This window comes from Neobacillus sp. Soil_C_43 (assembly GCF_057656715.1).
This window is the reverse complement of sequence record NZ_JBDGJV010000021.1, coordinates 36029-61109: the sequence shown is the minus strand read 5'-3', so window position 1 is coordinate 61109 and position 25081 is coordinate 36029. Positions and strand designations below refer to the sequence as shown.

The following is a 25081-nucleotide window of genomic DNA, read 5'->3' as shown; positions in this document are numbered from 1 at the left end:
ATGATGAAAAGTGAATCAATTTATATAAGAACGTTTCTTCCAAGTGATGCTGCCGCATTGCTCGAATTACAGCTTGCTAATCGTGATTTTTTTCAACGATTTTCTATGGAGCGAAGTGAAGACTTCTATACATTAGAAACGCAACTTAATAGAATACAGTTCTATCAAGAGGATAGTCAAAACGATCAGTCCTATAATTTTGGCATTTTTACATATGATGATAATTTAATAGGAACAATTAATCTATTCCATGTCATGAGAGGCTCACTCCAAAGTGCATTTATTGGATATTTTTTAGATAAAAAGCATAATGGCAAAGGGTATACAACAGAAGCAGCTAAGCTAATGGTTGAATATGCTTTCAATGAATTGAATTTACATAGGATTGAAGCAGGGGTTATGCCGCACAATATTGGATCAATTCGCGTGTTAGAGAAGGCTGACTTTCATAAGGAAGGTATTGCTGTGAAAAATGTAAGGATCAACGGTAAATGGGAAGACCATCAAGTGTTGGCGATAGTCAATCCGCGTGATTAACATACTTTTCTACAGTATTGTTTCATCTCCCCTGATTTAGGGTAAACAGAGATTAGTCGACAATTAGGTCGATTAAAAAGGAATCAGGGAGAGGAGCAGAAGGATGAAGGCTAAAGCACTTGTTTCTGAAGAAATGCCGTTTACTGAAATCCATTCAATCATGACAGAGCAAGGTTTTTCAATGATGGGTATAGGTGAAGCGGTAAAATATAGAGTAGCATTGCGGGATTCTTCTACTGAATCCATCTATTGGTTAGAGATTCCGGTTGAACGAAATTTAGAAGATCCTGATCAGGCGAAGCTAGGAAAGCCATTCTTGTATGGGGAAGAAAGGATTCCCATTCCAGTTAGAGAGGCTGCCGATAGTAAATTAAATGAGATGACCGATTACTTGAAGAACAATGTTGTAAATATAGATGATTACCGCTCTAACCAGCCTCAGCCAAATGGTTCAATGGCAGCCGATGAGGATGAGGTGAAACAACTTGGGAAGGAAATGGAATCATTAAAAACCAATAAGGAATTATCGGAGGAAGGCGAGGTTCCAGACCCCGTACAATTTGAGTCGGAACAAAATAATCGCTAACCACCCTAAGCAAACTGAATAGACTTCAAACCGGCAAACCTATTATGGGCTTGCCGGTTTTTCTCATGTGAGAGTTAACCCCTGAATTCAATCATTAACCACTTCAAAATGTGATAAATCATTGACAACTCCCAGTAAAAACTATGTCAAATCGTAAGATATCAGATTGAAGAAGAGTAGTTTATGGTAAAATGGGAGCATGCAGGAAATGGGAGGTTGAGCACCAGTGGTTTCTCTATACAAAGTAATTGTGTTCATTCATATTTTTTCAGCTATTTTGGGAATGGGACCTGGGTTTATTTTAACAACTGTTGTTAAATCCGGCAAAAACATGACCGAATTAAGGCATTCATATAAAATCAGGCATAAACTACATATATTTGTTATGGTAGGAGGCACCCTTCTACTGATTACTGGAATAGCGATGGGACTCTTAAATCCAAGCTTGTTCAAGATGGGATGGTATGTTATAAGCCTTATTCTCTTCTTAGCAGCTCTTGCGATTGGCCCGCTTGTTTTGTCTCCAAGGTCAAAACCAGTCAAAGCGTTACTCGAATCGCATAAAGGCGAAGAAATTCCTGAAGAATATTGGCGACTAGCTAAGGTTCTTTTCCGATACGAAGACTTAGAAAATCTAATCTTTTTAATCATTATTGCTCTAATGATCTTAAAACCATTTTAAAAAGAACGGTGTGGCCAATCAAAAGCCATACCGTTCTTTTGTGTCACAAGTATCTGGTTATAAATCTGAAAATAAATAAGAAAGGATAGAAGGAATTCTTTTTCTAAAGAAAGTATAACTATGCTGTGCATCTTCGATTAATTGAAAGTTGATGTTTTCCACCTTATCTTTTAGGATCTCATATACATTATTGGTAAGAGCAAGAAAAACTTGATTCATTTCTTCATCATCGCCCACTTCTTTTTTACCTAAGTCCATGTAGAATCTCTCGATGGCTGACAAGTCTGAATTCCTTAACAAATTTTCAATTTCCTCTTGGTTTCGATAAAAGCCAGGGGATATGGCACCTATTCTTTTAAAAATATGTGGGTACTTGCAGGCCGCATAAGTGGATAGGATGGCACCTAACGAAATCCCCGCCATCGAAGTATGATCCACTAGTGTTCGGTAAGTACTGTCTATCAAGGGCTTAAGTTCCTTGACGATGAAACCAAGATAGTCGTCTCCTCTACCGCCGGATGGATCGGCATAACCTAATATTTTTTTGCTTGTTTCACCATTCACCCATGGGCAATACTCGTTAATCCGTTCTTTTCCTTCAGTATTTAAGTCAATTCCTACAACAATAATTTGTAAACCACTTGCATCTAAATAATCCTTCATTCCTAAGGATACTCCTTGAGTAGCCTCTTCATCTTGAAAAACATTCTGTCCGTCGTGCATATATAACACAGGATAGAACTTATTTTCTGTACTATAGTTTTTCGGAAGGTATACTCTAACCATTCTTTCTTGCTGAAACGCTGACATGTAAACAAGGAATTTTTCTAACATGTTTGTCACCTACCATTATATTAAATCTTATAAACTTTAATTTACCATAATTTGAAATTATTGCATTATTTCTAATATGATTGTTTGTATTTAAGCTGTATAATCTATCTAGAATATCATGGATATGTTGGGATAAATCAGTTTATAACCCTTGGAGGGGTCAAGATGTTTACACGAAAAACAAAGAAGATTGTAAGTGAGTTTGAATCCATTTCAGCATTAGAGGAAATTATGATTGGCGGAGTCAAGCAAACGATTTTACTAAGAGGAGAAAACATCTCCAATCCTATTATGCTTTTTTTACATGGAGGACCAGGATCGGCCCAAATTGGTTTTGCCCCTAAGTTTCAACGGGAGCTTGAAAAAGAGTTTATTGTCGTCAACTGGGATCAACGTGGCTCAGGATTATCGTTTTCTTCCGATACAAAGAAAGAAGAGTTGACTGTTGAAAATATCCTTAATGATACGATAGAGTTAATGGAGTATTTATTAAACCGTTTCCACCAATCGAAGTTATTTTTAGTAGGGCATTCATGGGGCTCGGTCTTGGGGACATTTGCTGCGCAAAAAAAGCCGGACTACATTCATAGTTACATAGGAATAGGGCAGGTAGTGAATTTCCAAGATGGTGAAAAACTCTCGTATGAGTTTACATTGAAAAAAGCGAATGAACAGAGAAAAACAAAGGCGCTGAAGGATTTAGAGGAAATTGAGTTTAATCCTGCTGATATGAAATTTCTCGATGTAAAAGGGAAATGGCTGTCGGCATTCGGAGGTTCGATAGTGGGTGTGGGTCTGTATAACCTTGTTTATTCTAATATGTTATTTGGAACAGAGTATACACTTAAAGATTGGTTTACCTACATGAAAGCAGGAAAATTATCCTTAGAAACCATTTGGCCGCAATTGCTGAATATTGATTTTCGAAAATCGGTCATTAGCTTAGAAATGCCTGTTTTTATCTTTGCCGGCAAACATGATTATCAAGCGCCATCTTCATTGGCAAAGCAATATTTTGAGCTATTGGAAGCACCGTATAAAGAATTTATTTGGTTTGAAAACTCTGCGCACCTTTTGAATTTTGAAGAGCCTAATAAATTTTTCAAAGAGTGTTTAAAAATAAAAGAAAAATATGCATAATTCTTGGCTGGCTCAAAAAGGAGTCAGTCTTATTTTTTGTGAAAAATGTCAAGGAGTATCCGAACTATAATAAAACCTCTGTCTTTATTAGACAAAATGGACAAAAATACTACAATCATAGGTCAATAAAGCTATATAAAAACGACTATTTATCGTTTAAAATGAGTGTATAGAATGAGCATATTTCTAAGAAATTCTCCGTTTTTTGCGGGTTAGGGCTGGACTAATCAAAAGGATTAGTTGGGGAGATGAAATCCGATGTCAAAACAATATGAATCACTTGCTGATCTTAAGAGAAGTGTGTATTTGTGGGTGATCCCATGTATTCTGATTGCCCTCATATTGAATACTATTATGCAAAATGTCGATGCATCGGACAAACTTAGTTTTATTATTAATAACACAATGACTATATGGTTTGCCGTCAGCTGGGTCTTAGTGTATAAAAGAAGGTCTGTGCGATTTAGCGAGTTATCTAATTTAGCGTTAATAAGTATCTATCATGTAACAACTTTTTTTGATACGATCTACAATTATATGTTGAAAATTGATGGTTCTTTAGGCGATTTTATTGTCTGGATGCCTATTATTATCATGTTCATTTTTTTAACGCTAGGGATAAGAAGAGGATTGTACTACTCTATAGGAATTTTCCTGATTACCTTATTAGGTGGAGTAGTGGTAATAAACAAACTTTCCGCAGAATCAATTGATTCTTTAATGCAGTTTTATTTTGCTAATTTGGTCTATATTATTGTCCTATTTTACGCACAGCATATGTTTAGGGCCTATGCTAAAATGGATTTGTATAAAAAACATGCCTATTTAGATTCGCTAACTGGAATTGCTAACCGTCATCAAATTGATGAGTGGCTGGAGCAAAAGTTGAGTGATTCTAGGGAAATGCACATGAGTTTTTCTATAATTTTCTTTGATATTGACCATTTTAAGAAGGTCAATGATATGTTTGGTCATAAAATTGGCGACTATGTTTTAGTTGAGTTAGCTGAACTGATACAAGAAAATCTTTCCCCACGTGACCTTTTGGGCCGCTGGGGAGGAGAAGAATTTATTATTATCTCCGATGTTTTAGGACATAACGCTGTTGCTCTTGCAGATTACTTAAGAGAAAGAGTGGAAGAGCACGAGTTCCAGTGTGTCGGCCGGTTAACTGCAAGCTTCGGGGTGGCCGAGTCTGAGCTTGATGATAACATCGATTCGTTATTAAACAGAGCAGACGAAGGTTTGTACCAATCCAAGAATACTGGTAAAAATAAAGTAAGTATATGTAACTATGTATAGATGCCCCTATTCAAAAAAATAGGGGCTTTTCATTTTATATGGATTTATTGATGGAGAGTTTTTGGTACGGGCTTTTGCTAGCTCACTTTTTTAAATACCCCATATACTATTTATATATTGAAATAGTTTTAGTTGGAAAAGCATATGAAGTGTTTTGGGGGTGAGTGTTTTGCAAAATAGAAGAAGTAGTGGACCGTTTTCATTTTGTCTTTTTAAGGAATATAGATGGTGTGGGCCCGGATGTAGTGGACCAGGCGAACCGATAAATGATGTTGATGCATGTTGCAAGCGCCATGATCGCTGCCTGAGTAGGGGAGGGGACCGCTGTCAATGTGATCGGGAATTTATGGAGTGTCTTTATGACAAAAGAAATAGACAGACGGATAAGGGAAGAAAAGCCGCACTAATGTACGATTTTATGAAGGTCAGGACTTCCTTTACGTGCGGTCCGCAGCGTAGAAACTGGATATAGTTGTAAAAGGTGAACAGCTGTCATAGATAGCTGTTTTTTTACATTTATTTTTTGTAGAATCATAAATTTTCCATCTATTGTGGATACTAATGGAAAATGAAACTGAGGGTATTAACATGGAAGATAAAACTAGGATTCGTTTGACGGCTGCGGAAATGTCTGGACTGTGGGCGCAATATTTAAAGGATACGATTACTGTCTGCATAAATAAGTATTTTTTAGAAAAAGTCGAAGATGAAGAAGTCCGTCCAATTATTGAATTTGTCCTGAACTCAGCGGAAGGAAATATTTCTATTATGGAGGGTATCTTTATTAAGGAGTCTTTCCCTATCCCCGTTGGTTTTACAGACCAAGATGTCGATGCGCAAGCGCCAAGGCTCTTTTCAGATACCTTTGTGTTAATGTTTTTAAGACATATGTCTATACTTGCAATGGCAGCAAGCAGTGCAGCGCTGGGTGTTGCAACACGTCCGGATATGGTTGAGCTGCATAAAAGGGTTCTAAAGATTGGAGTCAAGCTTCAGGACCTTACAAGAGACTTAATGCTTAAACAAGGTACCTATATAAGACCACCATACATATCAGTTCCCGATAGAGTGGACTTTATAAAAAAACAGCATTTTTTAGCAGGATTTTTGGGTCATAAGAGACCCTTAACGTCTGTGGAAATTACTCATTTATTTATAAATGTCCAAACGAATGCTATTGGGAAAACACTAATAACAGGGTATGCACAGATTGCACAAAGAAAAGAAGTAAAGCAATATTTAATGAGGGGAATGGAGGTTGCCCAAAAGCATGTCGACATCTTTAGTGATTTTTTAAGAAAAGAAGATTTGCCGATTCCAATGAGTTGGGATTCGGCTTTAACAGATTCGACTATTCCTGCCTTTTCGGATAAATTGATCATGTTTAATGTCGCTGGAATGATTGCTGCTGGGGTAGGAAATTACGGGATGGCCATGGCCGCAAGTCCAAGACGAGATGTTGGCATGAAATATGCCTCCTTAATTCCTGAAATAGCTTTATATGCAGAAGATGGGGCAAATATTTTGATAAAACATGGCTGGATGGAGGAACCTCCACAGGCAGATGACCGCGGGAAAATAATAAAGGGGAAGTAGGCAGTAAAGATAACCGTCAAAAATCATCAATAACGGGTTACATTTTGGCCTTCGTTACTTGGATGAAGGACATTTTTCATGTTGTCCGACCGAATTTTGTCCTTCATAACCGAGATGAAAGACATTTTTCATGTTGCCCGACCGATTTTTGTCCTTCATAACCCGGATGAAAGACATTTTTCATGTAAACCAACCAAGTTTTGTCCTTCATACCCGGATGGGTGCAAATATGCCAATTGAATTAAATTCAATAAAAATTGACTTGAGATAAGCGCAAAATACATGTTTCAAACATACTTTGGTATGGGTGGATCATGTTTAGATCAGGGGCTGTCATTTTGACAGTCCTTTGTTAATGGAGTTGCGGGTGACTAGTGCCCGTTGAACTGAATTTTCGGTGGTTACGGGGCTTAGATACGCGGATAATTAGTAAAATGGTAAATACTAGTAATATAATGTTATAATAAGTGAAAAGATACGATGCCCCGCCTTAAAGTAAAGGAGTGCTGGACAATGAACAACTCTTCCAAAAATCTATCTAAAAATGATTCCCGCCAACATGATAAGAATGAGGCACATCTGGTTTTACTAGAGGAGAGAGCCCCCTTTAATGATGCAATCAAACATGGCGATATCGTCCAAGGTTTCCAATCTCCTAAACAAATCACACAATTGCCAAAATGGTACCGGAAACCTAGGAGAATCTTTGCATCCATTTCGGTGCTTGTTATCATCGGGCTGTTAATCTACCAGATTATCCAATTTATCCTTGACGTTGTTTCACAATAACCCGCTTTTTTCAGGGCCTTTCTGCCTATTTTTAACGAAGTGAATAATAGACTTGAAAAATATAAACTTAATATTTCCCAACGCCATAAATGAAACAGGTGTTGGGATTTTTCCTGTGTAGATGTAATTTACTATTGGTGCCTGACACCGAATCCGCCGCTTTTTTCCCAATTATGCATTCGTTTTCTCCGTGATATGATAATTTTGAAAATTCTACACAAATAAAATTATTAGGAGGCTGGGAGATTATGAAGAAACGCACGTCACTTGTTTTGGCATTGGGATTAACGATGGGGTCTGTGGTACCGATTACTGCTGCGGCGCAGGCGGTTCCGTACAATGTTACAGTTACGAAAGATGCAAGTCAGTTTGGTAAGGATGCAAAGGTAAACTGGAAAAAAGGACAAGCTGTTCCGTCCTTCGTTCATGGAAAACTATCAACTAAAGCATATAAAGATAAAACAGCGGTAAAGCAATTTTTAAAAGAAAATAAAAGCCTATATAAATTAGATACCGATAAAGATTTGACATTACTAGATGTTCAGACGGACGAGTTAGGCAGCAAACATTACAATTTTGTTCAGTCTGTTCAAGGCATTCCTGTCGATGGGGCGAAATTTAAGGTGCATACCGATAAAAATGGAATCGTTACTGCCGTGAATGGGGATGTGTTTCCAGAAGCAGCAAACTATTTCAAAGGTGCATTAAAAGCACAGCTTTCTAAGGGAGTGGCTCTCGAGAAGGCTTGGAAATCTATTAATGTAACAAAAGAGGAAACGATAACAAATGCAGAAGCGGGACCAACAGGTGCAAAATTTGAAGATACGGTTGAAAAAGCAGAATTAGTAGTTTATAAAAAAGCGAACGATTTTTACCTTGCTTATAAAACAAATCTTCAATTCATTCAGCCATATCCGGCTAACTGGGTCGTTTACGTGGATGCTGTAAATGGTAATGTACTAAATTCCTATAATGCTGTGGCAGATGGGGCAACGACAGGATCTGGCTATGGTGTGTTAGGCGATTATAAAACGTTTAATACTTATTTTTCAAACAGTACTTATTATTTATATGATGTAACGAAACCAATGACAGGTGTAATTGAAACAAGAACGGCATCAAGTAGAACTTCCCTGCCAGGTAACTATTCTGTTGATCCTGATAATCAATTTAATGCTGTATCACAGGGCGCCGACGTAGATGCTAACTACTATGCGGGTAAGGTATATGATTACTACATGAATACCTTTAACCGAAATAGCTTTGATAACAATGGTGCAACCATCCGTTCTACCGTTCATTACAGCAGGAATTACAATAATGCTTTCTGGAATGGTTCACAAATGGTTTATGGTGATGGTGATGGAACAACTTTTAGACCTTTGTCAGGTGCACTTGATGTCGTAGCGCATGAATTAACACATGCTGTTACAGAAAGAACGGCTGGTTTAGAATATCAATACCAATCAGGAGCACTGAATGAGTCCATTTCTGATACGTTTGGGGTATTCTTAGACAAAGGTGATTATTTAATGGGAGAAGATGTATACACACCAAATAAAGCAGGTGATGCACTTCGCAGTCTTTCAAATCCTAGCCTTTATGGACAGCCAGAAAATATGAGCGGTTATGTTAACACTACATCAGATAACGGCGGTGTTCATACAAACAGTGGTATTCCAAACAAAGCTGCATACTTAACGATCTCAAGCCTAGGTACTTCTGTTGCGGAGAAAATTTACTACCGTGCTCTTACTGTGTACCTTGCTCCACAGAGTGACTTTAGCGATGCCCGTGCATCACTACTTGCTGCAGCGGCGGATCTGTATGGTACAGGCAGTTCACAATATAATGCAGTTGCCTCTGCTTGGTCACAAGTAGGCGTCTACTAAAAAAATAAATCTTGAATATGAGGCTGACTCAAAAACAAAGGTGTCAGACCCCACAATGCAATATCTAGTTAAAACCTAGTGAAATCTAGTCTAGATATTGCATTTTTAGTGGTGTCAGACCCCTTATGAGTCAGCCTCATATTTTTTTGCAAAAAAAATAGATTGGTGTCAGGCACCAATCCAAAATGGGAAGTTTTAAGAAATGAGTTCCTCGAACTTATTTCCTAATTAAGTTACTTTTATCATAAAGAAAACTTGTGAAGAACTTAGGGGGAAGTTATGTGGAAGTTGTGGAGATTTCAACCGGGAACCGTAAGGGCAGCTGATTAAATCTTAGCGAGGGTTTTTTTACAAAAAAAATAGATTGGTGTCAGGCACCAATCAAATTATGGGAAGTTTTAAGAAATGAGCTCTTCGAACCATTTCCTAATTAAGATACTCTTATCATAGTGAAAACTTGTGTAGAACTTATAGTGAAGTTATGTGGATGTTGTGAAGATGCTAGGAAGGGATTCTACCATTCAAAACAACTTCTGCCATAAAGGGGGAGTGGGTCTTCAGGATTTGGGATGATTCTTCTGCTAACACTCCGCCATGGTAATGAAGTAATCGTTTCTTAATGTATGCGCTTGAATTAATAAATTGAGCCATATCCATATATTTATCCTCTACTGCATAAACAACGTTATGGATATTTGCAACAATTATAGTAGATAAACACATTATACATGGTTCCACGGTTGTATATAAAATACATTCACGGGAATGTTTCCGTAAGTAGGAAGGGCATGCGTTCATTGCGTTAATTTCAGCATGTTCCAGCATATTGTCCATTGTATTAATCCTGTTAGATCCTCGTGCAATAATGGTGCCATTGTGAACAATAACGGCGCCAATAGGCCGATCTCCGCGTTTCCCTGCTTCTTCTGCTTCCTTTAGAGCTTCCTGCATAAAAAAATGATGGTCGTATTCATGGAAATTAGTAATCATTTTGCTCCCCTGCCTTATTTTTTCTATAATACTAAAATACCAAATATTGAGAAAAAAGTAGAGGGGATTTGAAGGATGTATATAAAATGGATGATTGTGGAACCTAAGTAGAATATATCGTCTAAGTCTGGAGGTATAGCACGTGGATTACAAGCAGCAATGGGAGCGAATAGTTGAAAAAAAAGTGGAGTTACACTCAGCGTATTCTTCTTACTGGAATCAATATTCCGACTTTGGAAACTGGCAGTTCTGGCTGGTACTTGCTTTACTTCTCTTTCCCTTAATCCTGCTGGTATTTACAGTTGATAGGAAGAGGATATTTGAAATATTTTTCTTTGGATACACCGTACATATCCTATGGGCGTATGTGGATATTGCACTTGGACATAGTGGGTTCTTTGTTCATAAATATTTTTTACTTCCAGCTTTACCGAATGCGACAAATGTAACTGCATCAGTCTTACCTGTTGGGTTCTTGCTACTATATCAGTATTGTACCAATCATAAGAAAAACTTCTTTTTTTATACAATTTTATTAAGTGCGGTGTTTGCTTTTGGCTTTGCATCTTTTGAGAGATATCTTGGGTTAGTGGAATTTAAAAAGGGAATGAACCAATTCTATCTATTCCTTATAGACCTTGTGATCGTGTTTGTTGCTTATGGGTTTACGAAGCTATTGTTAAAAGTAAGGGGCCGGGCTAGATTGTAAAAAGAACAGGGGACATGGGATTTTATATTATAGGCAAAATTAAAAAGGATAAATAGGGCAGGCATCTACGCCTCTTTGTCATTAGAGACATACTATATTCCAATGACAAGCAAGGAGGCGTTCAAAAATGGAAAGACAATATCCACAACAAGGCTACCATCATGGCCAAGGCGGTTATCATCCAGGACAAGGCTATCATCATGGCCATGGCACTTATTATCCAGGCCATGGTTATCACCATGGGCACGGTGGCTACTATCCAGGACAAGGCTATCACCATGGGCACGGTGGTTACTATCCAGGACATGGCTATCACCATGGGCACGGCACTTACATTCCAGGGCATGGTTATCACCATGGGCATAGCGGCTACTATCCTGGCCACAGAAAATCTTAGAACAAGAATTCTAATCATCAATTGCGGCTCGCCATTTGGCGAGTTTTTTTTTGGATTCTTAGCGGATTGGAATGGGATTTCCAACTTTTGTAGAATTACCTCCTGGATTTGTAGAATAAGTTGAAATTTTGTAGAATACCTCCTCGATTTTGTAGAGTTAATTAAAATTTTGTAGAATTCCTTCCCATTTTTGTAGAATCTAACCTTTTTTTACTAAAATAAAAACTTTTTTCCTCCTCCTTAGTCTAATATTTAAATGTATCAGAACGTGAGGGGGCAAGAACTTGAGTGTAGATGAACAATTAGTTAAGGCTGCTATTAAAGGGGATGATACAGCTTTTTTAAAGCTGATTCAGACATATAAAATAGATTTATATAAAACAGCACTTTCATTCTTAAGGAATGAAGAAGAGGCGTTAGAGGCCATTCAGGAAGTTACATACCGAGCCTATAAAAGCATGGGTTCAGTCAGAGATATAGCTTATTTTAAAACATGGCTTATTCGGATTATGATTAACTATTGTAATGATCAGTTAAAAAAGAACAAGCGGGTAATTTTTGGGGATGATGCATTGATTCATCAAGGTAAAACAGAGAGCCATACAGAAATGGAATTAAAGGATGCCATGTTGGATTTAGATGAGCGTTCTAGAGAAGTACTGACTCTAAAATATTTTAATGATATGAGAATAAAGGACATAGCCCAAACCATGAAATGCCCAGAAGGAACGGTGAAGACGTGGCTTAATAAAGCCTTAAAGGCACTTCGCGAAAAATTAGAAGACAAGGGCGGTGATTTGCATGTATGAAAAGGAAGAAAGCCAACTGACAAACTATAAAAATTCATATGACAATATAGAAGCTCCATTGGAGTTGTTAGATGAGGCTATCCTAAATGGATTTATGAAAGCGAAGGCTGAGAAACGTAGGAAACCGCTCATGAAAACATGGGTTTTTAGCATGGGGCTGGCTGCTATTATTCTTTTAGGTTTTTTCTCCTCTATTCGACTATCACCAGCTTTCGCCAATTATATTACGGTGATTCCCGGAATGGAAAAGTTAGTCGAGTTGATCCGTAATGACAAGGGAAAGATGCTGGCAGTTGAAAATGATTATTATGAAAAATTAGGGGCATCACAAGTAAAGAATGGTATGAAGTTCACGATAGATGGAGCTATTACAGATGAAAATGGGTTGTTATTATTTTATTCCATAGAATCCGATAAAGACACGGAGTTCTACATGGAAGGACCACGGTTACACTATGGAGATGAGAAATCAGTGGATTGGGCTTCAATATCAACCTCTGCAGGAGAGATCCACACTGAAGGTAACGGTAAATCGATTTCTACTGGTACCTTTGAAATTGATTTGAAGCACCCCCTTGAGTCCAAAGAGCTGGTACTAGCAGTGAAAATAAAAAAGGATTCAAAGACTGAAGAGTTTATTCTTCCTTTTCAGCTAAAAAAAGAAATAAAAGAGAAGAAAACCTATCAACTAAACAAAACAGTTACCATTGAAGGGCAGAAAATTACTTTCTTAGACGCTGCTATATATCCACTAAGGGTAGCCGTTCATATCAAAATGAATCCTAAAAATACGAAGAAGATATTAAATTTTGATGATTTACGGTTAGTTGATGAAAATGGGGAAGTATGGAACAAAATTGCGAATGGAATGACAGCAAGTAAAATTTCTGTTGATGAAGCAATCATATACTTGCAGAGTAATTACTTCCGGGAACCAAAAGAATTGTATCTAGTTTTGAATAAAATTCAGGCAGTGGATAAAGAAGAGGCCATGGTTGTGATTGATACGCAGACGGAACAAATTCTCAAACAGCCGAAAGAAAATGTTTTCAGCAATTTAATAGTTGATGGCAAACAAGTCATGCTAACTATGCAGACAAAAAATGAGTTTCACTATACTGCGATTGGTGAAGCAAAAGACAAGAATGGTAATGTCATCGATATTCCTGAAACATCAATGTCATATAAAGGAGGAGATGAGCGAGTAATAGAGTTTGGCTTTCGAATCCCCGAACTACAAAATAATATGAATCCGATTTCTCTTGAACTCAACTTCTTCCCATCATGGATTAAAAGTGAAGCGAAAATAAAAATAAAGTAGGCTTTAGCAAAAAAGAGCTTGTACGCTCTTTTTTTTGCTCGGAGGAAAAAAGGAATATTATGTTAAAATGAGGTAGAGAAATCGACTGCATAAAAAGGGGTGTCATCATGATCCAAGAGAGTGTATCACTAGGTACAAAAGAGGACCTAGGTTCTATCATTGATTTATTTGAGACTTGTAAAAAGGATCTTCTTAGTAAGGAAATTTTTCAATGGGATGACCAGTATCCTAACAGAGAATATTTGGAATGGGTCGTTAATGAGGGAGAAATATTTGTCTATCGTGTAGATGTTCAAGTGATGGGGGCCATGGTCCTCAATGAATGGCAGCTTCCAGAATGGCAAGAGGTGAAGTGGAGCGAACCTGAGGGCAAGGTCTTAATTCTTCACTCGTTCTGTGTTAACCCTTCGGCACAAGGAAACGGATACGGTGGGAAAATGCTGGAGTTTGTTGAGGCATATGCTAAGGAAAAAGGGTATGTCGGAATCCGCCTCGACGCCTTTTCTGGAAATCCAGGTGCACTTAAATTCTATGAGACTAGAAGGTACATAAAAAAGGGAGAAATTTTTATTTCGACAAAACCATTAGGTCATGAAACGTATTATTGTTATGAGAAAATAATCTGATTTAAAGAGGTTGACTGCTTATTATGAGTCAACCTCTCTTTTTAGTAAGAATGAAAGAATGGATGACACGGCCAAGAGTCTTACTGGTAATGGAAGGAATCACTGGACTGGTTCTATTAGGACTTGGTATAAACCTTACATTTGCTACACATTGAAACTTTTTTTAATTTTTTACGTTTAACACTAGAGAGGTGATTGCTAATGAAAGCAGTAATATTTGATTTTGATGGATTAATTGTTGATACGGAGACAGTTTGGTTCGAGTCTTTTAAAGAGGTTTTAAATAACCATGGGTTAGAATTAACGGTTGAACAATTTGCAAGAGTGATAGGAACCGATGATGCGGACTTATATTCTTATATTGAAAAAAACCTCCCTTCACCAGTTGAATCGGTTGTCATAAAAGATGCGGCCCATAAGCTCTTTGCTGTAAAAATGGGTGAGCCTGCTTTAAGGGACGGAGTAGAGGATTATTTAATGGAGGCCAAGGAATTAGGGTTGAAAATTGGCTTAGCATCAAGCTCGAGCCGAGAGTGGGTTGAGAGCTACTTAAAAAAGCTGACTATTTTTCCGTATTTTGATGTGATTAAAACGAGGGATGATGTGTCTAGGGTTAAACCGGATCCTGAATTATATGTAAAAGCGGTTGAAGCATTAGGTGTTGCTGTGACGGATGCGTTTGCTTTTGAAGATTCTTTAAATGGACTAAAAGCTGCTAGAACTGCTGGATTAAACTGCGTAGTTGTCCCTAATTCTGTTACAGCCCATTTAGAGTTCACAGATTATTGTCTAAGATTATCTTCAATGGGCGACATACGCTTAAGGCACGTATTGAATTTGATTAAACAGAAAGAAGTAGAACAGGGGGATGCACTTGAACGACTATCAAATTAGACTTGGCGTAAAAGAGGACGAAGAATTCCTTTGGGAAATGTTATACCAAGCCATTTTTGTTCCCGGAGGAGAACCTCGCCCTTCGAGAGATATTCTAAAGGAACCACATATCGCTCAATCCATGAAAGGCTGGGGACGTGAAGGGGACACCGCCTTGATTGCGATGGATGCCGACGATACTCCCATTGGTGCAGTATGGGTCCGTTTATTTGATGATACGAATAAGACCTATGGCTATGTGGATGAAAAAATTCCTTTATTAGGAATGGCCCTTCTTCCAGCGTATAGGGGAAGAGGAATCGGCAAAGCGCTTCTCGGAGAGATGCTAAAAGTAACCAGGGAATCAGGATTTAGCGCGGTTTCTTTAAGCGTAGACCCCAACAATCCGGCTCTTCACCTCTATCATAAGTTTGGCTTTAAACAGATAGGTGTAGACGGAACCTCATGGGATATGGTAGTAAAGTTTTAAAATAATCGGTGTCAGGCACCATGTGAAATTTCACATGGTGATTGACACCCTTTTATTTTTATATTGGGCTTTTGAATGTTAGGAATATGCAATATAATGTGAGTAAGGATGTTCACGAAATTGTCAAAAATACATAGTGGTTTGTATTCCAATAGAGGAAGACTAATTTTAAGGAGGAAACAAATGTGATTAGAGCGGCTGTAGCGGGTGTAGTTGGTTTTGTTTTAATATTTATCGAGTCGATGATCGTGATGAAGTTAAAAGGGTATGAAACCATTGAGTTTGGCGGCTTAGCCCCTTTTATTAACGTTTGGGCAATGAATTTCTTTTTTGTCTTTGCTATCCTTACACAAGTAACGAACTGGTACGAGAACAAAGTAAATGTTGAAAGTGAAGAACAGCAGTATTAATACAAAAAGCGTCTCATTCACGGTGGATATCGTGTAGGAGGCGCTTTTGTTGTTTTAGAAAGTCTCTCTTCGTAAACTTTGTTGCTCTCTGTACTTTTTTGTTCCTAATTCAAAAGCAACTTCTGACAGAGTTGGAGGAAAAAAGCTGACACAGTCAGAAGGGAGGGCAACTTCTGACAGAGTTGGAGGAAAAAAGCGAGACACAGTCAGAAGGGAGGGCAACTTCTGACAGAGTTGGAGGAAAAAAACGAGACACAGTCAGAAGGGAGGGCAACTTCTGACAGAGTTGGAGGAAAAAAGCGAGACACAGTCAGAAGGGAGGGTAACTTCTGACAGAGTTGGAGGAAAAAAGAGAAACACAGTCAGAAGGTAAGGCAACTCCTTTGCAATTCCTTTCCCTCTTGCATGAGGTGGTACAGAAAACCGTGAAAATTAAATTGCCTCATTCGCAACCTTATTTCGTAAAGAACCTCAATCTATGTACAGTGATGGCATCAGACAATCTTGCTTCTTTTATAAGCTTGGTCATTTTCACTCCTTTTTTGATAAATTATTACAAAGGTAAATAATCAATTTAATAGTTTCTGAGCTTTCACTTTTCCTATTCCCTTTTATGGTCCATTTTTATTAAAATGAAAATAAAGAATTTTCAGTAAAGTGGGGGTTTTTATGAAGCAGAGTGATGGTTTGGATTCATTTCCATATCCATTTAAAGAAGATGTATATCGCTATTCTAATAACTCAGTACCAATGAATCATCCGATTAGTATTGAGATTACCCAAAATTATCGGGAGGAAATCGAGCTTAAGCGTGAAATTCTTACGGCCCACCCTGAACGTTGTTTTCAATCCCTGCAGCATACGATAAAAGGTCAGTGGGAAATCCTAGATTTAGTGATGGAGCATCTAGGAACCTATTATCCAGACAAATTTGGATTAGATAAAAAAGGTGATAACTGGACGTTTACTAATCACCTTTTACAAGAAAAGCAAAGCTTCATTTTTGGAGATGAGTCCACTTTACCATGTGAGCCGCTTAACTATATTGGCAGACATGTCCAAGAGGACTTGATCTTTATGATGCAGCGAGATAACGATTTATTTTTAGATGCAGGCCAGCTCTGTTTTCCTGCCAATTGGTCTTTGGCCTTCGATTTGGGAATGAACTTTAAAGAGATTCATCAGCCGATCCCGGGCTTTAAAGACGAAGGACTTGATGAACGGATTCTTCAATTCCTACTGAAGCTGGAACCAGGGAATCCATGGTGGCGTAAAAACTGGTCCTTAATGGCTGGGAACCGACTAGATACTTCCCTTGAAACCTTCGATGTTTGGGGAAAGGGGAGAAAACAAGTTACAAAGGAAAATGCAGGGGAGTTTGTTCATCTCCGTGTGGAGGTCCAGAAATTATTCCGATTGCCTCGAACAGGAGGAATTCTTTTTACCATCCATACCCACCTACTTCCTTTGGAAAAATTAGCAGCTAAACCTGAATGGCTAAATCAGTTCTATCAGGTCCTTCAGGAGTTGCCTCCTTATATAGTGGAGTATAAAGGGCTCTCCCTATTCAGGGATGCGGTCCTAGAGTATTTAAGGGAACAGGTGGAAAGTAGGGAAGCTTTATGAGCGAGAATATAACACTTGTACCTGGAAAGCGCCACTATTTATTTTGTGCGGATGAAGAGGGTATAAAGCTGTTACAGCCATTGATAGATGTTGTTAAAGATGGAAATTTAAGCTACGAGATTCAGATAGTTAAAGATAATTGGAATCCCATCCTTTCTTCAGAATGGCTCAGCATGCAGAAAATGGGGAGCTTCCTCTATGCCGCAGCAGAGTGGAATGTTTTAAAAAAATTGAAACAGTTGGCAGAGGATGCGGGATTTTCGGAAGAGGATGCACAGTATATTGGCTATGGAAAAGAGCAGATTAAGGTCTTTTGCTGCAGATGTCATGGGATCTCTGTTTTGGAAAAGGGCCAGCCTGAACGAAACTGTGATTATTGTGGGTTATTACTGGAGGTTTCTGATCATTACTCTCAACTTCGCGATGCCTATCTTGGGTATGTCGCGAGACTATGAAAGAAGGGGCTGTTATGCTTAAAGAAAAAACAATTCCTGTCTATGTAAAATCAATCATTCAAGAAACCCCACAGGTGAAACGCTTTACACTGTCCCCAGTGGAAGAGACGCTGCTACCTGCCTTTAGTGCAGGTTCACATATAACTACATATATCGATGGAAAGGAAAGAAATTATTCGTTAACAAATCATCCAGATACAATGGACAGCTATCAGATTGCCATCCGCTTAAGTGAAACCTCCACGGGAGGCTCACTTTATTGGCATCAGGAAGTAAAAGTAGGGGATACGGTAAAGGTCAGTTATCCTAGAAACCATTTTCCATTAAGCTTTAAGGCGAAGCATCATGTGTTTTATGCAGCAGGAATTGGTGTAACCCCCTTTATCTCTATGATGCTGGAGCTAAAAGATAAAGGGTCTTCGTTTGAACTGCACTATGCAGCAAAATCAAAAGAGCTTTGCGCCTTCTATGATTTTTTACAGGCAAATTTCCCACATCAATCTCATTTTTATTTTTCAAAAGGAAATGAGACGAAGCGACTGCGGGAAACCACACTTTTGGAGCATCGAATTGGAACACATGTCTATTTCTGTGGGCCGGATTCATTTATGACAGACCTAACAGAAGCAGCGGTTCGATTTGGTTATCCGAGGTCGAGCATCCACCTTGAACGATTTGCACCAACCCTTCCTAAGAAAGCCGCATCCTTTCAAGCCCAACTCACTCGTGGAGAAGTGATTCATGTTGAAAAAGACCAGACATTTTTAGATGCCTTGCTAGAAGCAGGAATTCAAGCACCCTTTTCTTGTCGGGTGGGACGCTGCGGAACCTGCGAGTTGAAAGTTGTTGATGGTATAGTCGATCATTATGATTCTTTTTTAAGTGAAGAACAAAAGAGTGCCCAAAATGTGATATTGACCTGTATATCGAGGGCTAAATCAGGAAAATTAGTGATAGATTTTTAAATGAAGACTGTGTAAAAGAAGAGTGTAGATTTTTACACCCTGTTGATTGGAGCGGAAGGCACGAAGACTCCTGTGGGAGTATGGTTCAGGGGAGACCCCGCAGGCGCAAGCGCCGAGGAGGCTCGCCGAAACACCCACGGAAAGCGAAGTGCCTGGAGCGGAAATCTACAGGCAATTTTAACAAAGCCTAAATGGACATACACAAAAAGGACACTTTCGTTCATAGTGTCCTTTTGGGTATTTAGAAATATAATTTGTTAAACCGTTGCTTTAACAGTTTTATTACCTTTAAAAACAGTTCTGCGGATAAATGGAATTACCCAGCGGTCAAGACCGATGCGACCTGCATTGTAACCAGAGAATAAGATGATCGCTCCAATGAAAAGGTCTGTTGGAATATGAGATACAGTTCCAGCTAAGAAGAAAGAGAAATTCATCACAAGACCAAAGAACATAGCAGCTGTTGTTAAGCATCCAAGAAGAAGTCCAAGACCTATTAAAAATTCACCAAGTGGAACAATTGTATTAAAGATATCAACGTTTGGAAGAGCAAAATGTTTTAAGAAGTCCACATACCAACCATAAACCAAAGTGCCATCTGGTCCTTTTACCGGATTAGCAATCGCTCCCTTTAAATAACCAGAAGCATCAAAACCGTCTGCTAACTTGTGGAAACCGGCTGTTATCCAAGAATAACCGATATATAAGCGAAGAACTGTCAAAATTCCTGCAGCAACTTTGTTTTCTCTTAACCAATTTACTACCATGTGAAACACTCCTTGTTAATAAGTTTTATATATTAAGTACATTGTTAATATATCATGTTTGTTTCGAATTAAGGGTAATTTGTTCAGTCTTTCACATATTTGTAATGAAGTTTTGAACACTTTTTTAACAACTTTATAGATGAAATATTTTTTCCAAAAAAATGAAAAACCTATTGATAAAACTAATGTTATTAGTTAAAATAAAACTAACGATATTAGTTAAAAGGGGATGACGAAATGAGGATTATTAAAAATGGGTACCTGTATCAAGTCACGTTTATGGCCAATTTTTTTCCTGTTAATTGCTATTTAGTGGAGGAAGAGGAAGGATTAACGTTGATTGATGCAGCACTTGGATTTTGCGCAAAGGGGATTCTTCAGGCTGCTGAGAAAATCGGGAAACCCATTACAAAGATTATATTGACGCATGCACATGAGGACCATGTCGGAGCATTGGATGCAATCAAAGAAAGGCTCCCCGAGGTACCGGTTTATATCTCCATAAGGGATCATCGATTAATGAATGGCGACCGCACGCTTGATTCACACGAAGAAGCCACACCGATAAAAGGTGGAGTTCCAAAGAAGTTGAAGACAAGAGCAAATGTATTATTGAAGGAAGGGGACCTGATTGGGTCACTTACAGCAATCGAAACCCCAGGCCATACACCGGGATCTTTATCTTTTTTAGACTTACGGACTAAGGCAGTAATTGCAGGGGATGCTTTCCAAACAAGAGGTGGAGTGGCAGTGGCAGGAGATATAAAACCATTGTTCCCATTCCCTGCCTTTGGTACATGGAGTAAGCGGACGGCACTAGCCAGTGCAAAGAAATTAGTGAGTTACGAACCAACTCTTCTTGCAGTTGGGCACGGAGAAATGGTAGAAAATCCTGTACCAATCATGGAACGGGCCATTCAACATTTAGAGCAGAAGATCGGATAGGAGAGCAGATACAATGTCACCAAGACCAAAAGTAGCACTTGACTTAACAACGATACTAGAAACAGCAGGAGAACTGGCGGATCAAAAGGGTTTGCAAGAGGTTACACTTGCAAACCTGGCTAAAAAGCTAAATATCCGCCCTCCTTCCTTATATAATCACTTCGATGGCCTACCTGGCCTTAGGAAGCAATTAGCCATTTATGGCATTGACCGGCTGTATGCGGAAATGGCTGATGCGGCTATTGGGGTGTCAGGCACCGAAGCGGTACTAGCCATGAGCCAGGCATATGTAAATTATGCGAGGATACATCCTGGCTTGTATGAGGCAACCCTACTCGCACCTGATCCAGAAGATGTGGAGGTGCAGCAAGCAGGAGCAAAAATAGTGGAGCTTTCAGTAAGGGTATTAAGTGCCTATCGTTTAGAGGAAGATCGGGCTTTGCATGCTGTAAGAGGATTGCGCAGTATTTTACATGGTTTTTCTTCCTTAGAGCAAAGAGGTGGATTTAAATTATCCTTAGATTTGGATGAAAGCTTGTTAATGATTATTCAAGCATTTCTTACCGGAATGGAAAAAGGTTCCTAACTGGATAGTGATAGGACTGCCTAGTAACCTCTGTTATAATAGGATTAACATTAGAATGTAAAAAGGATGATTATTTTGCATGGTTTAGAAAAATTTGGGTTGCTTGTGGACGTTGAAACAACAGGTTTAGGTCCTACCAAGGATGAGGTTATTGAATTAGCCCTGAAGCTGTTTTCGTATCGAACGGATTCAGGGGAGATTATCGATATTATTGAAGAGGATTCTTTTTTACGTGAACCGCTTTCTCGTTCTGCAAGGAATAATTATGATACTGCGTATCGTGTTCACGGAATTCCTTATGAGTTAGTAAAAGGAAAAACCTTTCTTGATGGGAAAATAAAAACGTACTTTCATCGTGCAGACTCAGTATTTGCCCATAATGCTTCCTTTGATCGAAGCTTTCTTTATCATATGTATCCAGAGGTTAATGATCTGAAGTGGTATTGTACGATGAGAGGGGTACCATGGAAAAATTATGGTTTTTCAAACGGCAAACTTCTGACTTTATTGCAAGCACATGATATTACTGATTACCAAACACATAGGGCACTAGATGATATTACATACTTGATGGATTTGCTTAAGAAAACAAGTCCGAAAGGGAACCTCTATCTCCAAGAAGTGCTTGAAAAGGGACCAATGAAAAAATATCAGCCAGCTGCTACACGAACTAAATTAGGCTAAAAAAACTAATCAAACGTTTGATTAGTTTTTTGTGCAAAAGGACAGGTGCCTGACACCTGTCATTTTTTTATTTAATCACGCCAATATAGTTTGCATGTGGACGATAGATGGTGTTGTTTACCGCCTGTTCGAGGATATGAGCGGTCCAGCCGACCATTCTGCTGGCAGTAAAGGTGGGTGTGAACAATTCTGCTTCCATGTTTATGGCTTTCATGATGGCGGCAGCGTAAAACTCCACGTTTGTATAAAGGGAACGACCCGGTTTGATTTCAGCCAATACCTTCACCGCGGTTTCTTCTACCTTCATCGCTAGGTCCAACCATTCATCCTTACCAACAAGCTCTAAGAGTTTACTCTTTAAGGAAATAGCTCGCGGATCATGAGTTTTATAAACTCTGTGTCCGAACCCCATCAATTTTTCTCCTTTAGTTAACTTCTCCTTTATCACGCTTTCAGGATCACCAACTAAAGCTATTTCATTTAGAAGGGCAATGACTCCTGACGGGGCACCGCCATGAAGCGGTCCTTTCATCGTACCAATTGCAGAAGTGACGGCTGATACGATATCTGATTCCGTTGAAGCTGTCACTCTCGCTGAAAAGGTAGAAGCATTCATACCATGTTCAAGAGTTAAAATCATATAGGTCTCAAGAGATTCCACATGTGCAGCTAGTGGAAGGTGTCCAGAAAGCATATAAAGATAATTTTCAACATGGTCTAAATCCATCCGAGGAGGAACAACCGTGTTACCTTCGAGCTTTCGTTTCCGATAGGCAATAATTGTCGGAACAAGAGAGGTTAATCTTATTGCCTGTGGTAGAGTGGGCTTCCAGGTATAATCAGAATTACCGCCTTCTGCTGAAATGGCCGTCCTAATGACACTCATCATATCCATGGAAGGTGGAAGCAGATCAATTATTTGCCTAATATTGTCTTGGAGAACCCGTTCATTTCTCATCCTATCTTTCAAGATTCCTAGCTGTTCGGCATTGGGGAATTCCCCGTACCAAAGGAGGTAGGCCGTTTCCTCGAAGGAGTATTTTTGTGTAAGACTCCTGATTTCATATCCCCTATAAATGAGTTGACCATTTTCTCCATCAATATGACTAATGGCTGTATCCGCAGCAACAATTCCTTTCAAACCTTTGTGCATCATTCAATCACTCCTTCTTCCCTTTGATTACTATATTCTATAAAATAAACATAATTAAGAATATTAAATAATTTTAAAGTAATTGATTACTATTTTTAATAAGGAGCAATGGGTATGGAGTTTCAGTGGCTTAATACATTTGTTACGGCAGCAGAGTGTGGAAATTTTAGAAGAACGGCAGAGCTATTATATATTTCACAACCATCAGTAACGGTTCATATAAAACAGCTGGAAAAAGAGCTGGGTATTCTTTTATTTCATCGAGAGGGAAGAAAAATTAAACTGACCGAGGAAGGTAAACGCTATTTGATTCACGCGAAGAGATTGCTGGAGGTTTATCAGCATGGTCTCGAGGATTTGAATACCTTTAGTCAAGGATACACAAGGAAGTTAACACTTGGTATATCACCTCTAATCGCTGATACGATTTTACCTTACGTATTAAAAAGCTATACAAAGCAGTATCCGGAAGTGGAGATTTCTGTCAAAATTATTGAATCAGTTGAAATTGAACAGGCTGTCTTAAGGGAAGAAGTAGATTTGGGGCTGTCTTGTTTGAACAGTACAAATCAGAGTTTGATTTGTAAGCTTTTAGCTAAAGATAACGTAATATTAGTTGCCCCACACGATGGGAGAGATTCAGAATCAGCACCTCCCTTAGATGAAGAAGAAGTGTTAACAACCAATTATCTGTTAACTCACAATCATCCAGGTTATTGGGATCTTCTTTCAAGAGTGGTGAAAAGTAAGTATCCAAGTGTCCGAATGATGAAGGTGTCACAGGTGCACATTACGAAACGGTTTATTATTGAGGGGTTAGGAGTGTCCTTCCTGCCAACCTCTACTGTGAGAAGAGAGTTATTAGAAGGCAGGTTGATTGAAGTACATTGTGAGTCTATCAACTTGCCTGAAGCTAACACCCACGCGATTATGAAATATGAACATTCAAAACAAATAGAGTTTCTAAAGTTTATTTCCAACTTTAGATGGTAGTGATAAAATATTTTAAAAAAACATCGAGGTAATACATAAATGAAACTTTTAACTTTAAATTGCCATTCATGGCATGAGGAAAATCAAATAGAAAAGATAAAATACTTGGCACAAACCATTAAGGAAAAATCATATGATGTCATTGCATTGCAAGAGGTAAGTCAAGCACTTGAAGCGGAGTATGTGGACGGGAAAGTTAAGAAAAACAATTATGTATATGTTTTGTTACAAGAGTTAGAAAAGCTTGGTGGCGCTGAATATTTCTTAGTGTGGGATGTATCCCACTATATTACAAATGGCACCTATGAGGAAGGCGTTGCCATTCTAACGAAGCATCCAATCGTTGAGGAGCACTCATTCTTCGTTTCTAACAGTGTAGATTACGCTACTAACTGGAAAACACGTAGAATTGTCGGAGCAACCATTTCCTACAATAACAAATTACTATCCTTTTATTCCTGTCATATGGGGTGGTGGCACGATGAAGATGAACCCTTTAAGGGGCAAGTGGACAAGCTACTACAGCAAATAAATTTGGATCAGACCGTTTATCTTATGGGTGATTTTAATAACGATGCTTCTCTAAAGGAAGAGGGTTATGAGTATTTGATCAACCATGGTCTTTATGATACATACCACATGACGGATGATAAAGATGAAGGAATTACCGTCAAAGGGAAAATTGCAGGTTGGAGCAACAACAAGCAAGACCTAAGAATTGATTTGATTTTAACTAATAAGCCTGTTCAGGTAGACTATTCAAAGGTAATCTTTAATAATGTCAATCGAATGGTTGTATCGGACCATTTTGGTGTAGAAGTTAACTTATCCGAAGAATTCTAAACATACAAATGAAAAAAAAGGGCTGTTTTCGCAAAGTTTATTGTTATTAATATTAGAATTCATCAACCCTGTCAGAAGTTG

At 38.5% G+C, this 25081-nt stretch carries 29 protein-coding genes; 24 read left to right on the top strand and 5 right to left on the bottom strand.

Annotated elements, in window-relative coordinates; all coding sequences use genetic code 11:
* From AC3A54_RS22000 to AC3A54_RS21990, 3 genes are all read left to right on the top strand, one after another.
* Positions 1-537 (top strand): GNAT family N-acetyltransferase, encoded by a 537-nt coding sequence (locus AC3A54_RS22000; protein WP_487656238.1) that lies wholly within the window; start codon positions 1-3, stop codon positions 535-537.
* Positions 538-640: 103 nt separating this feature from the next.
* On the top strand, positions 641-1123 hold the full coding sequence (locus tag AC3A54_RS21995; protein ID WP_487656237.1) for a hypothetical protein: 483 nt from the start codon (positions 641-643) through the stop codon (positions 1121-1123).
* A 226-nt stretch (positions 1124-1349) separates the two neighbouring features.
* Positions 1350-1805 carry a DUF2269 family protein gene (locus tag AC3A54_RS21990; protein WP_335534762.1) on the top strand — a complete coding sequence of 152 codons (456 nt, stop codon included), beginning with the start codon at positions 1350-1352 and terminating at the stop codon, positions 1803-1805.
* 57 nt (positions 1806-1862) lie between these two features.
* Here the strand turns inward: AC3A54_RS21990 and AC3A54_RS21985 are convergent, their stop codons facing one another.
* A complete protein-coding gene (locus tag AC3A54_RS21985) occupies positions 1863-2639 on the bottom strand; it encodes an alpha/beta hydrolase (RefSeq protein ID WP_487656236.1) in 777 nt (258 codons plus the stop codon).
* A gap of 165 nt (positions 2640-2804) precedes the next feature.
* On the opposite strand from AC3A54_RS21985, the gene AC3A54_RS21980 reads away from it, so the two are divergent.
* Positions 2805-3779, top strand: a complete 975-nt coding sequence (locus tag AC3A54_RS21980) for an alpha/beta fold hydrolase (RefSeq protein ID WP_487656235.1) — start codon at positions 2805-2807, stop codon at positions 3777-3779.
* 258 nt (positions 3780-4037) lie between these two features.
* The gene (locus AC3A54_RS21975; protein ID WP_487656234.1) at positions 4038-5081 is read left to right on the top strand and encodes a GGDEF domain-containing protein; all 1044 of its coding nucleotides are present in this window, start codon (positions 4038-4040) and stop codon (positions 5079-5081) included.
* A 403-nt stretch (positions 5082-5484) separates the two neighbouring features.
* Here AC3A54_RS21975 and AC3A54_RS21970 read toward each other — a convergent pair whose 3' ends face one another.
* The gene (locus AC3A54_RS21970; RefSeq protein WP_335534754.1) at positions 5485-5616 is read right to left on the bottom strand and encodes a hypothetical protein; all 132 of its coding nucleotides are present in this window, start codon (positions 5614-5616) and stop codon (positions 5485-5487) included.
* 53 nt (positions 5617-5669) lie between these two features.
* Here AC3A54_RS21970 and AC3A54_RS21965 point away from each other — a divergent pair, with 53 nt between their 5' ends.
* The 3 genes from AC3A54_RS21965 (at position 5670) to AC3A54_RS21955 (ending at position 9358) form a co-directional block, all read left to right on the top strand.
* Complete coding sequence (locus tag AC3A54_RS21965) at positions 5670-6677, top strand: DUF3231 family protein (RefSeq protein ID WP_487656233.1); 1008 nt, start codon at positions 5670-5672, stop codon at positions 6675-6677.
* Between the two features lie 513 nt (positions 6678-7190).
* Positions 7191-7466 carry a hypothetical protein gene (locus AC3A54_RS21960; protein ID WP_487656232.1) on the top strand — a complete coding sequence of 92 codons (276 nt, stop codon included), beginning with the start codon at positions 7191-7193 and terminating at the stop codon, positions 7464-7466.
* A 248-nt stretch (positions 7467-7714) separates the two neighbouring features.
* Positions 7715-9358, top strand: a complete 1644-nt coding sequence (locus tag AC3A54_RS21955; RefSeq protein WP_487656231.1) for a M4 family metallopeptidase — start codon at positions 7715-7717, stop codon at positions 9356-9358.
* Positions 9359-9859: 501 nt separating this feature from the next.
* Here the strand turns inward: AC3A54_RS21955 and AC3A54_RS21950 are convergent.
* Positions 9860-10348, bottom strand: a complete 489-nt coding sequence (locus tag AC3A54_RS21950) for a nucleoside deaminase (RefSeq protein ID WP_487656230.1) — start codon at positions 10346-10348, stop codon at positions 9860-9862.
* Positions 10349-10490: 142 nt separating this feature from the next.
* Here AC3A54_RS21950 and AC3A54_RS21945 point away from each other — a divergent pair, with 142 nt between their 5' ends.
* The 11 genes from AC3A54_RS21945 to AC3A54_RS21895 all read left to right on the top strand — a co-directional run bounded on the left by AC3A54_RS21945 (position 10491) and on the right by AC3A54_RS21895 (position 19029).
* Positions 10491-11057: a hypothetical protein gene (locus AC3A54_RS21945; RefSeq protein ID WP_487656229.1), complete on the top strand. Its 567-nt coding sequence runs from the start codon at positions 10491-10493 to the stop codon at positions 11055-11057.
* A gap of 127 nt (positions 11058-11184) precedes the next feature.
* Positions 11185-11454, top strand: a complete 270-nt coding sequence (locus AC3A54_RS21940; protein WP_487656228.1) for a hypothetical protein — start codon at positions 11185-11187, stop codon at positions 11452-11454.
* A gap of 284 nt (positions 11455-11738) precedes the next feature.
* Entirely contained in the window at positions 11739-12263 is a 525-nt protein-coding gene (locus tag AC3A54_RS21935) for a sigma-70 family RNA polymerase sigma factor (RefSeq protein ID WP_487656227.1), read from the top strand.
* On the top strand, positions 12256-13584 hold the full coding sequence (locus AC3A54_RS21930) for a DUF4179 domain-containing protein (RefSeq protein ID WP_487656226.1): 1329 nt from the start codon (positions 12256-12258) through the stop codon (positions 13582-13584). Before AC3A54_RS21935 ends, AC3A54_RS21930 begins: the two co-directional genes overlap by 8 nt.
* 107 nt (positions 13585-13691) lie before the next feature.
* Entirely contained in the window at positions 13692-14210 is a 519-nt protein-coding gene (locus tag AC3A54_RS21925) for a GNAT family N-acetyltransferase (protein WP_487656225.1), read from the top strand.
* Between the two features lie 201 nt (positions 14211-14411).
* Positions 14412-15104: an HAD family hydrolase gene (locus AC3A54_RS21920; protein WP_487656224.1), complete on the top strand. Its 693-nt coding sequence runs from the start codon at positions 14412-14414 to the stop codon at positions 15102-15104.
* Positions 15085-15573 (top strand): N-acetyltransferase family protein, encoded by a 489-nt coding sequence (locus tag AC3A54_RS21915; RefSeq protein WP_487656223.1) that lies wholly within the window; start codon positions 15085-15087, stop codon positions 15571-15573. The genes AC3A54_RS21920 and AC3A54_RS21915 overlap by 20 nt, the downstream gene beginning before the upstream one ends.
* 185 nt (positions 15574-15758) lie before the next feature.
* Positions 15759-15983, top strand: a complete 225-nt coding sequence (locus tag AC3A54_RS21910) for a hypothetical protein (RefSeq protein ID WP_335544938.1) — start codon at positions 15759-15761, stop codon at positions 15981-15983.
* Positions 15984-16652: 669 nt separating this feature from the next.
* Positions 16653-17609, top strand: a complete 957-nt coding sequence (locus tag AC3A54_RS21905; RefSeq protein WP_487656222.1) for a heme-dependent oxidative N-demethylase family protein — start codon at positions 16653-16655, stop codon at positions 17607-17609.
* Positions 17606-18064, top strand: coding sequence for a hypothetical protein (locus tag AC3A54_RS21900; RefSeq protein ID WP_487656221.1), 459 nt, complete (start codon positions 17606-17608; stop codon positions 18062-18064). The genes AC3A54_RS21905 and AC3A54_RS21900 overlap by 4 nt, the downstream gene beginning before the upstream one ends.
* 14 nt (positions 18065-18078) lie before the next feature.
* Positions 18079-19029, top strand: coding sequence for a PDR/VanB family oxidoreductase (locus AC3A54_RS21895; RefSeq protein WP_487656220.1), 951 nt, complete (start codon positions 18079-18081; stop codon positions 19027-19029).
* Between the two features lie 257 nt (positions 19030-19286).
* On the opposite strand, the gene AC3A54_RS21890 is transcribed toward AC3A54_RS21895, so the two are convergent.
* The gene (locus AC3A54_RS21890; RefSeq protein WP_487656219.1) at positions 19287-19796 is read right to left on the bottom strand and encodes a DoxX family membrane protein; all 510 of its coding nucleotides are present in this window, start codon (positions 19794-19796) and stop codon (positions 19287-19289) included.
* A gap of 237 nt (positions 19797-20033) precedes the next feature.
* Here AC3A54_RS21890 and AC3A54_RS21885 point away from each other — a divergent pair, with 237 nt between their 5' ends.
* From AC3A54_RS21885 to AC3A54_RS21875, 3 genes are all read left to right on the top strand, one after another.
* Positions 20034-20741 carry an MBL fold metallo-hydrolase gene (locus AC3A54_RS21885; protein WP_487656218.1) on the top strand — a complete coding sequence of 236 codons (708 nt, stop codon included), beginning with the start codon at positions 20034-20036 and terminating at the stop codon, positions 20739-20741.
* A 13-nt stretch (positions 20742-20754) separates the two neighbouring features.
* Positions 20755-21327 (top strand): TetR/AcrR family transcriptional regulator, encoded by a 573-nt coding sequence (locus AC3A54_RS21880; RefSeq protein ID WP_487656217.1) that lies wholly within the window; start codon positions 20755-20757, stop codon positions 21325-21327.
* A 75-nt stretch (positions 21328-21402) separates the two neighbouring features.
* On the top strand, positions 21403-22011 hold the full coding sequence (locus tag AC3A54_RS21875; RefSeq protein WP_487656216.1) for an exonuclease domain-containing protein: 609 nt from the start codon (positions 21403-21405) through the stop codon (positions 22009-22011).
* Between the two features lie 67 nt (positions 22012-22078).
* On the opposite strand, the gene AC3A54_RS21870 is transcribed toward AC3A54_RS21875, so the two are convergent.
* Positions 22079-23167, bottom strand: coding sequence for a citrate/2-methylcitrate synthase (locus AC3A54_RS21870; protein ID WP_487656215.1), 1089 nt, complete (start codon positions 23165-23167; stop codon positions 22079-22081).
* 111 nt (positions 23168-23278) lie between these two features.
* On the opposite strand from AC3A54_RS21870, the gene AC3A54_RS21865 reads away from it, so the two are divergent.
* Positions 23279-24157, top strand: a complete 879-nt coding sequence (locus AC3A54_RS21865; protein WP_487656214.1) for a LysR family transcriptional regulator — start codon at positions 23279-23281, stop codon at positions 24155-24157.
* Positions 24158-24196: 39 nt separating this feature from the next.
* Entirely contained in the window at positions 24197-25000 is an 804-nt protein-coding gene (locus tag AC3A54_RS21860; RefSeq protein ID WP_487656213.1) for an endonuclease/exonuclease/phosphatase family protein, read from the top strand.
* The last annotated feature ends 81 nt before the right edge of the window (positions 25001-25081 follow it).

Bases quoted from the DNA above. Each gene is read 5' to 3' on its own strand.
- AC3A54_RS22000 (WP_487656238.1), top strand. From the start codon at position 1: ATGATGAAAAGTGAATCAATTTATATAAGAACGTTTCTTCCAAGTGAT.
- AC3A54_RS21995 (WP_487656237.1), top strand. From the start codon at position 641: ATGAAGGCTAAAGCACTTGTTTCTGAAGAAATGCCGTTTACTGAAATC.
- AC3A54_RS21985 (WP_487656236.1), bottom strand. From the start codon at position 2,639: ATGTTAGAAAAATTCCTTGTTTACATGTCAGCGTTTCAGCAAGAAAGA.
- AC3A54_RS21980 (WP_487656235.1), top strand. From the start codon at position 2,805: ATGTTTACACGAAAAACAAAGAAGATTGTAAGTGAGTTTGAATCCATT.
- AC3A54_RS21975 (WP_487656234.1), top strand. From the start codon at position 4,038: ATGTCAAAACAATATGAATCACTTGCTGATCTTAAGAGAAGTGTGTAT.
- AC3A54_RS21970 (WP_335534754.1), bottom strand. From the start codon at position 5,616: ATGATTCTACAAAAAATAAATGTAAAAAAACAGCTATCTATGACAGCT.
- AC3A54_RS21965 (WP_487656233.1), top strand. From the start codon at position 5,670: ATGGAAGATAAAACTAGGATTCGTTTGACGGCTGCGGAAATGTCTGGA.
- AC3A54_RS21960 (WP_487656232.1), top strand. From the start codon at position 7,191: ATGAACAACTCTTCCAAAAATCTATCTAAAAATGATTCCCGCCAACAT.
- AC3A54_RS21955 (WP_487656231.1), top strand. From the start codon at position 7,715: ATGAAGAAACGCACGTCACTTGTTTTGGCATTGGGATTAACGATGGGG.
- AC3A54_RS21950 (WP_487656230.1), bottom strand. From the start codon at position 10,348: ATGATTACTAATTTCCATGAATACGACCATCATTTTTTTATGCAGGAA.
- AC3A54_RS21940 (WP_487656228.1), top strand. From the start codon at position 11,185: ATGGAAAGACAATATCCACAACAAGGCTACCATCATGGCCAAGGCGGT.
- AC3A54_RS21930 (WP_487656226.1), top strand. From the start codon at position 12,256: ATGTATGAAAAGGAAGAAAGCCAACTGACAAACTATAAAAATTCATAT.
- AC3A54_RS21925 (WP_487656225.1), top strand. From the start codon at position 13,692: ATGATCCAAGAGAGTGTATCACTAGGTACAAAAGAGGACCTAGGTTCT.
- AC3A54_RS21920 (WP_487656224.1), top strand. From the start codon at position 14,412: ATGAAAGCAGTAATATTTGATTTTGATGGATTAATTGTTGATACGGAG.
- AC3A54_RS21905 (WP_487656222.1), top strand. From the start codon at position 16,653: ATGAAGCAGAGTGATGGTTTGGATTCATTTCCATATCCATTTAAAGAA.
- AC3A54_RS21900 (WP_487656221.1), top strand. From the start codon at position 17,606: ATGAGCGAGAATATAACACTTGTACCTGGAAAGCGCCACTATTTATTT.
- AC3A54_RS21895 (WP_487656220.1), top strand. From the start codon at position 18,079: ATGCTTAAAGAAAAAACAATTCCTGTCTATGTAAAATCAATCATTCAA.
- AC3A54_RS21890 (WP_487656219.1), bottom strand. From the start codon at position 19,796: ATGGTAGTAAATTGGTTAAGAGAAAACAAAGTTGCTGCAGGAATTTTG.
- AC3A54_RS21885 (WP_487656218.1), top strand. From the start codon at position 20,034: ATGAGGATTATTAAAAATGGGTACCTGTATCAAGTCACGTTTATGGCC.
- AC3A54_RS21880 (WP_487656217.1), top strand. From the start codon at position 20,755: ATGTCACCAAGACCAAAAGTAGCACTTGACTTAACAACGATACTAGAA.
- AC3A54_RS21870 (WP_487656215.1), bottom strand. From the start codon at position 23,167: ATGATGCACAAAGGTTTGAAAGGAATTGTTGCTGCGGATACAGCCATT.
- AC3A54_RS21865 (WP_487656214.1), top strand. From the start codon at position 23,279: ATGGAGTTTCAGTGGCTTAATACATTTGTTACGGCAGCAGAGTGTGGA.
- AC3A54_RS21860 (WP_487656213.1), top strand. From the start codon at position 24,197: ATGAAACTTTTAACTTTAAATTGCCATTCATGGCATGAGGAAAATCAA.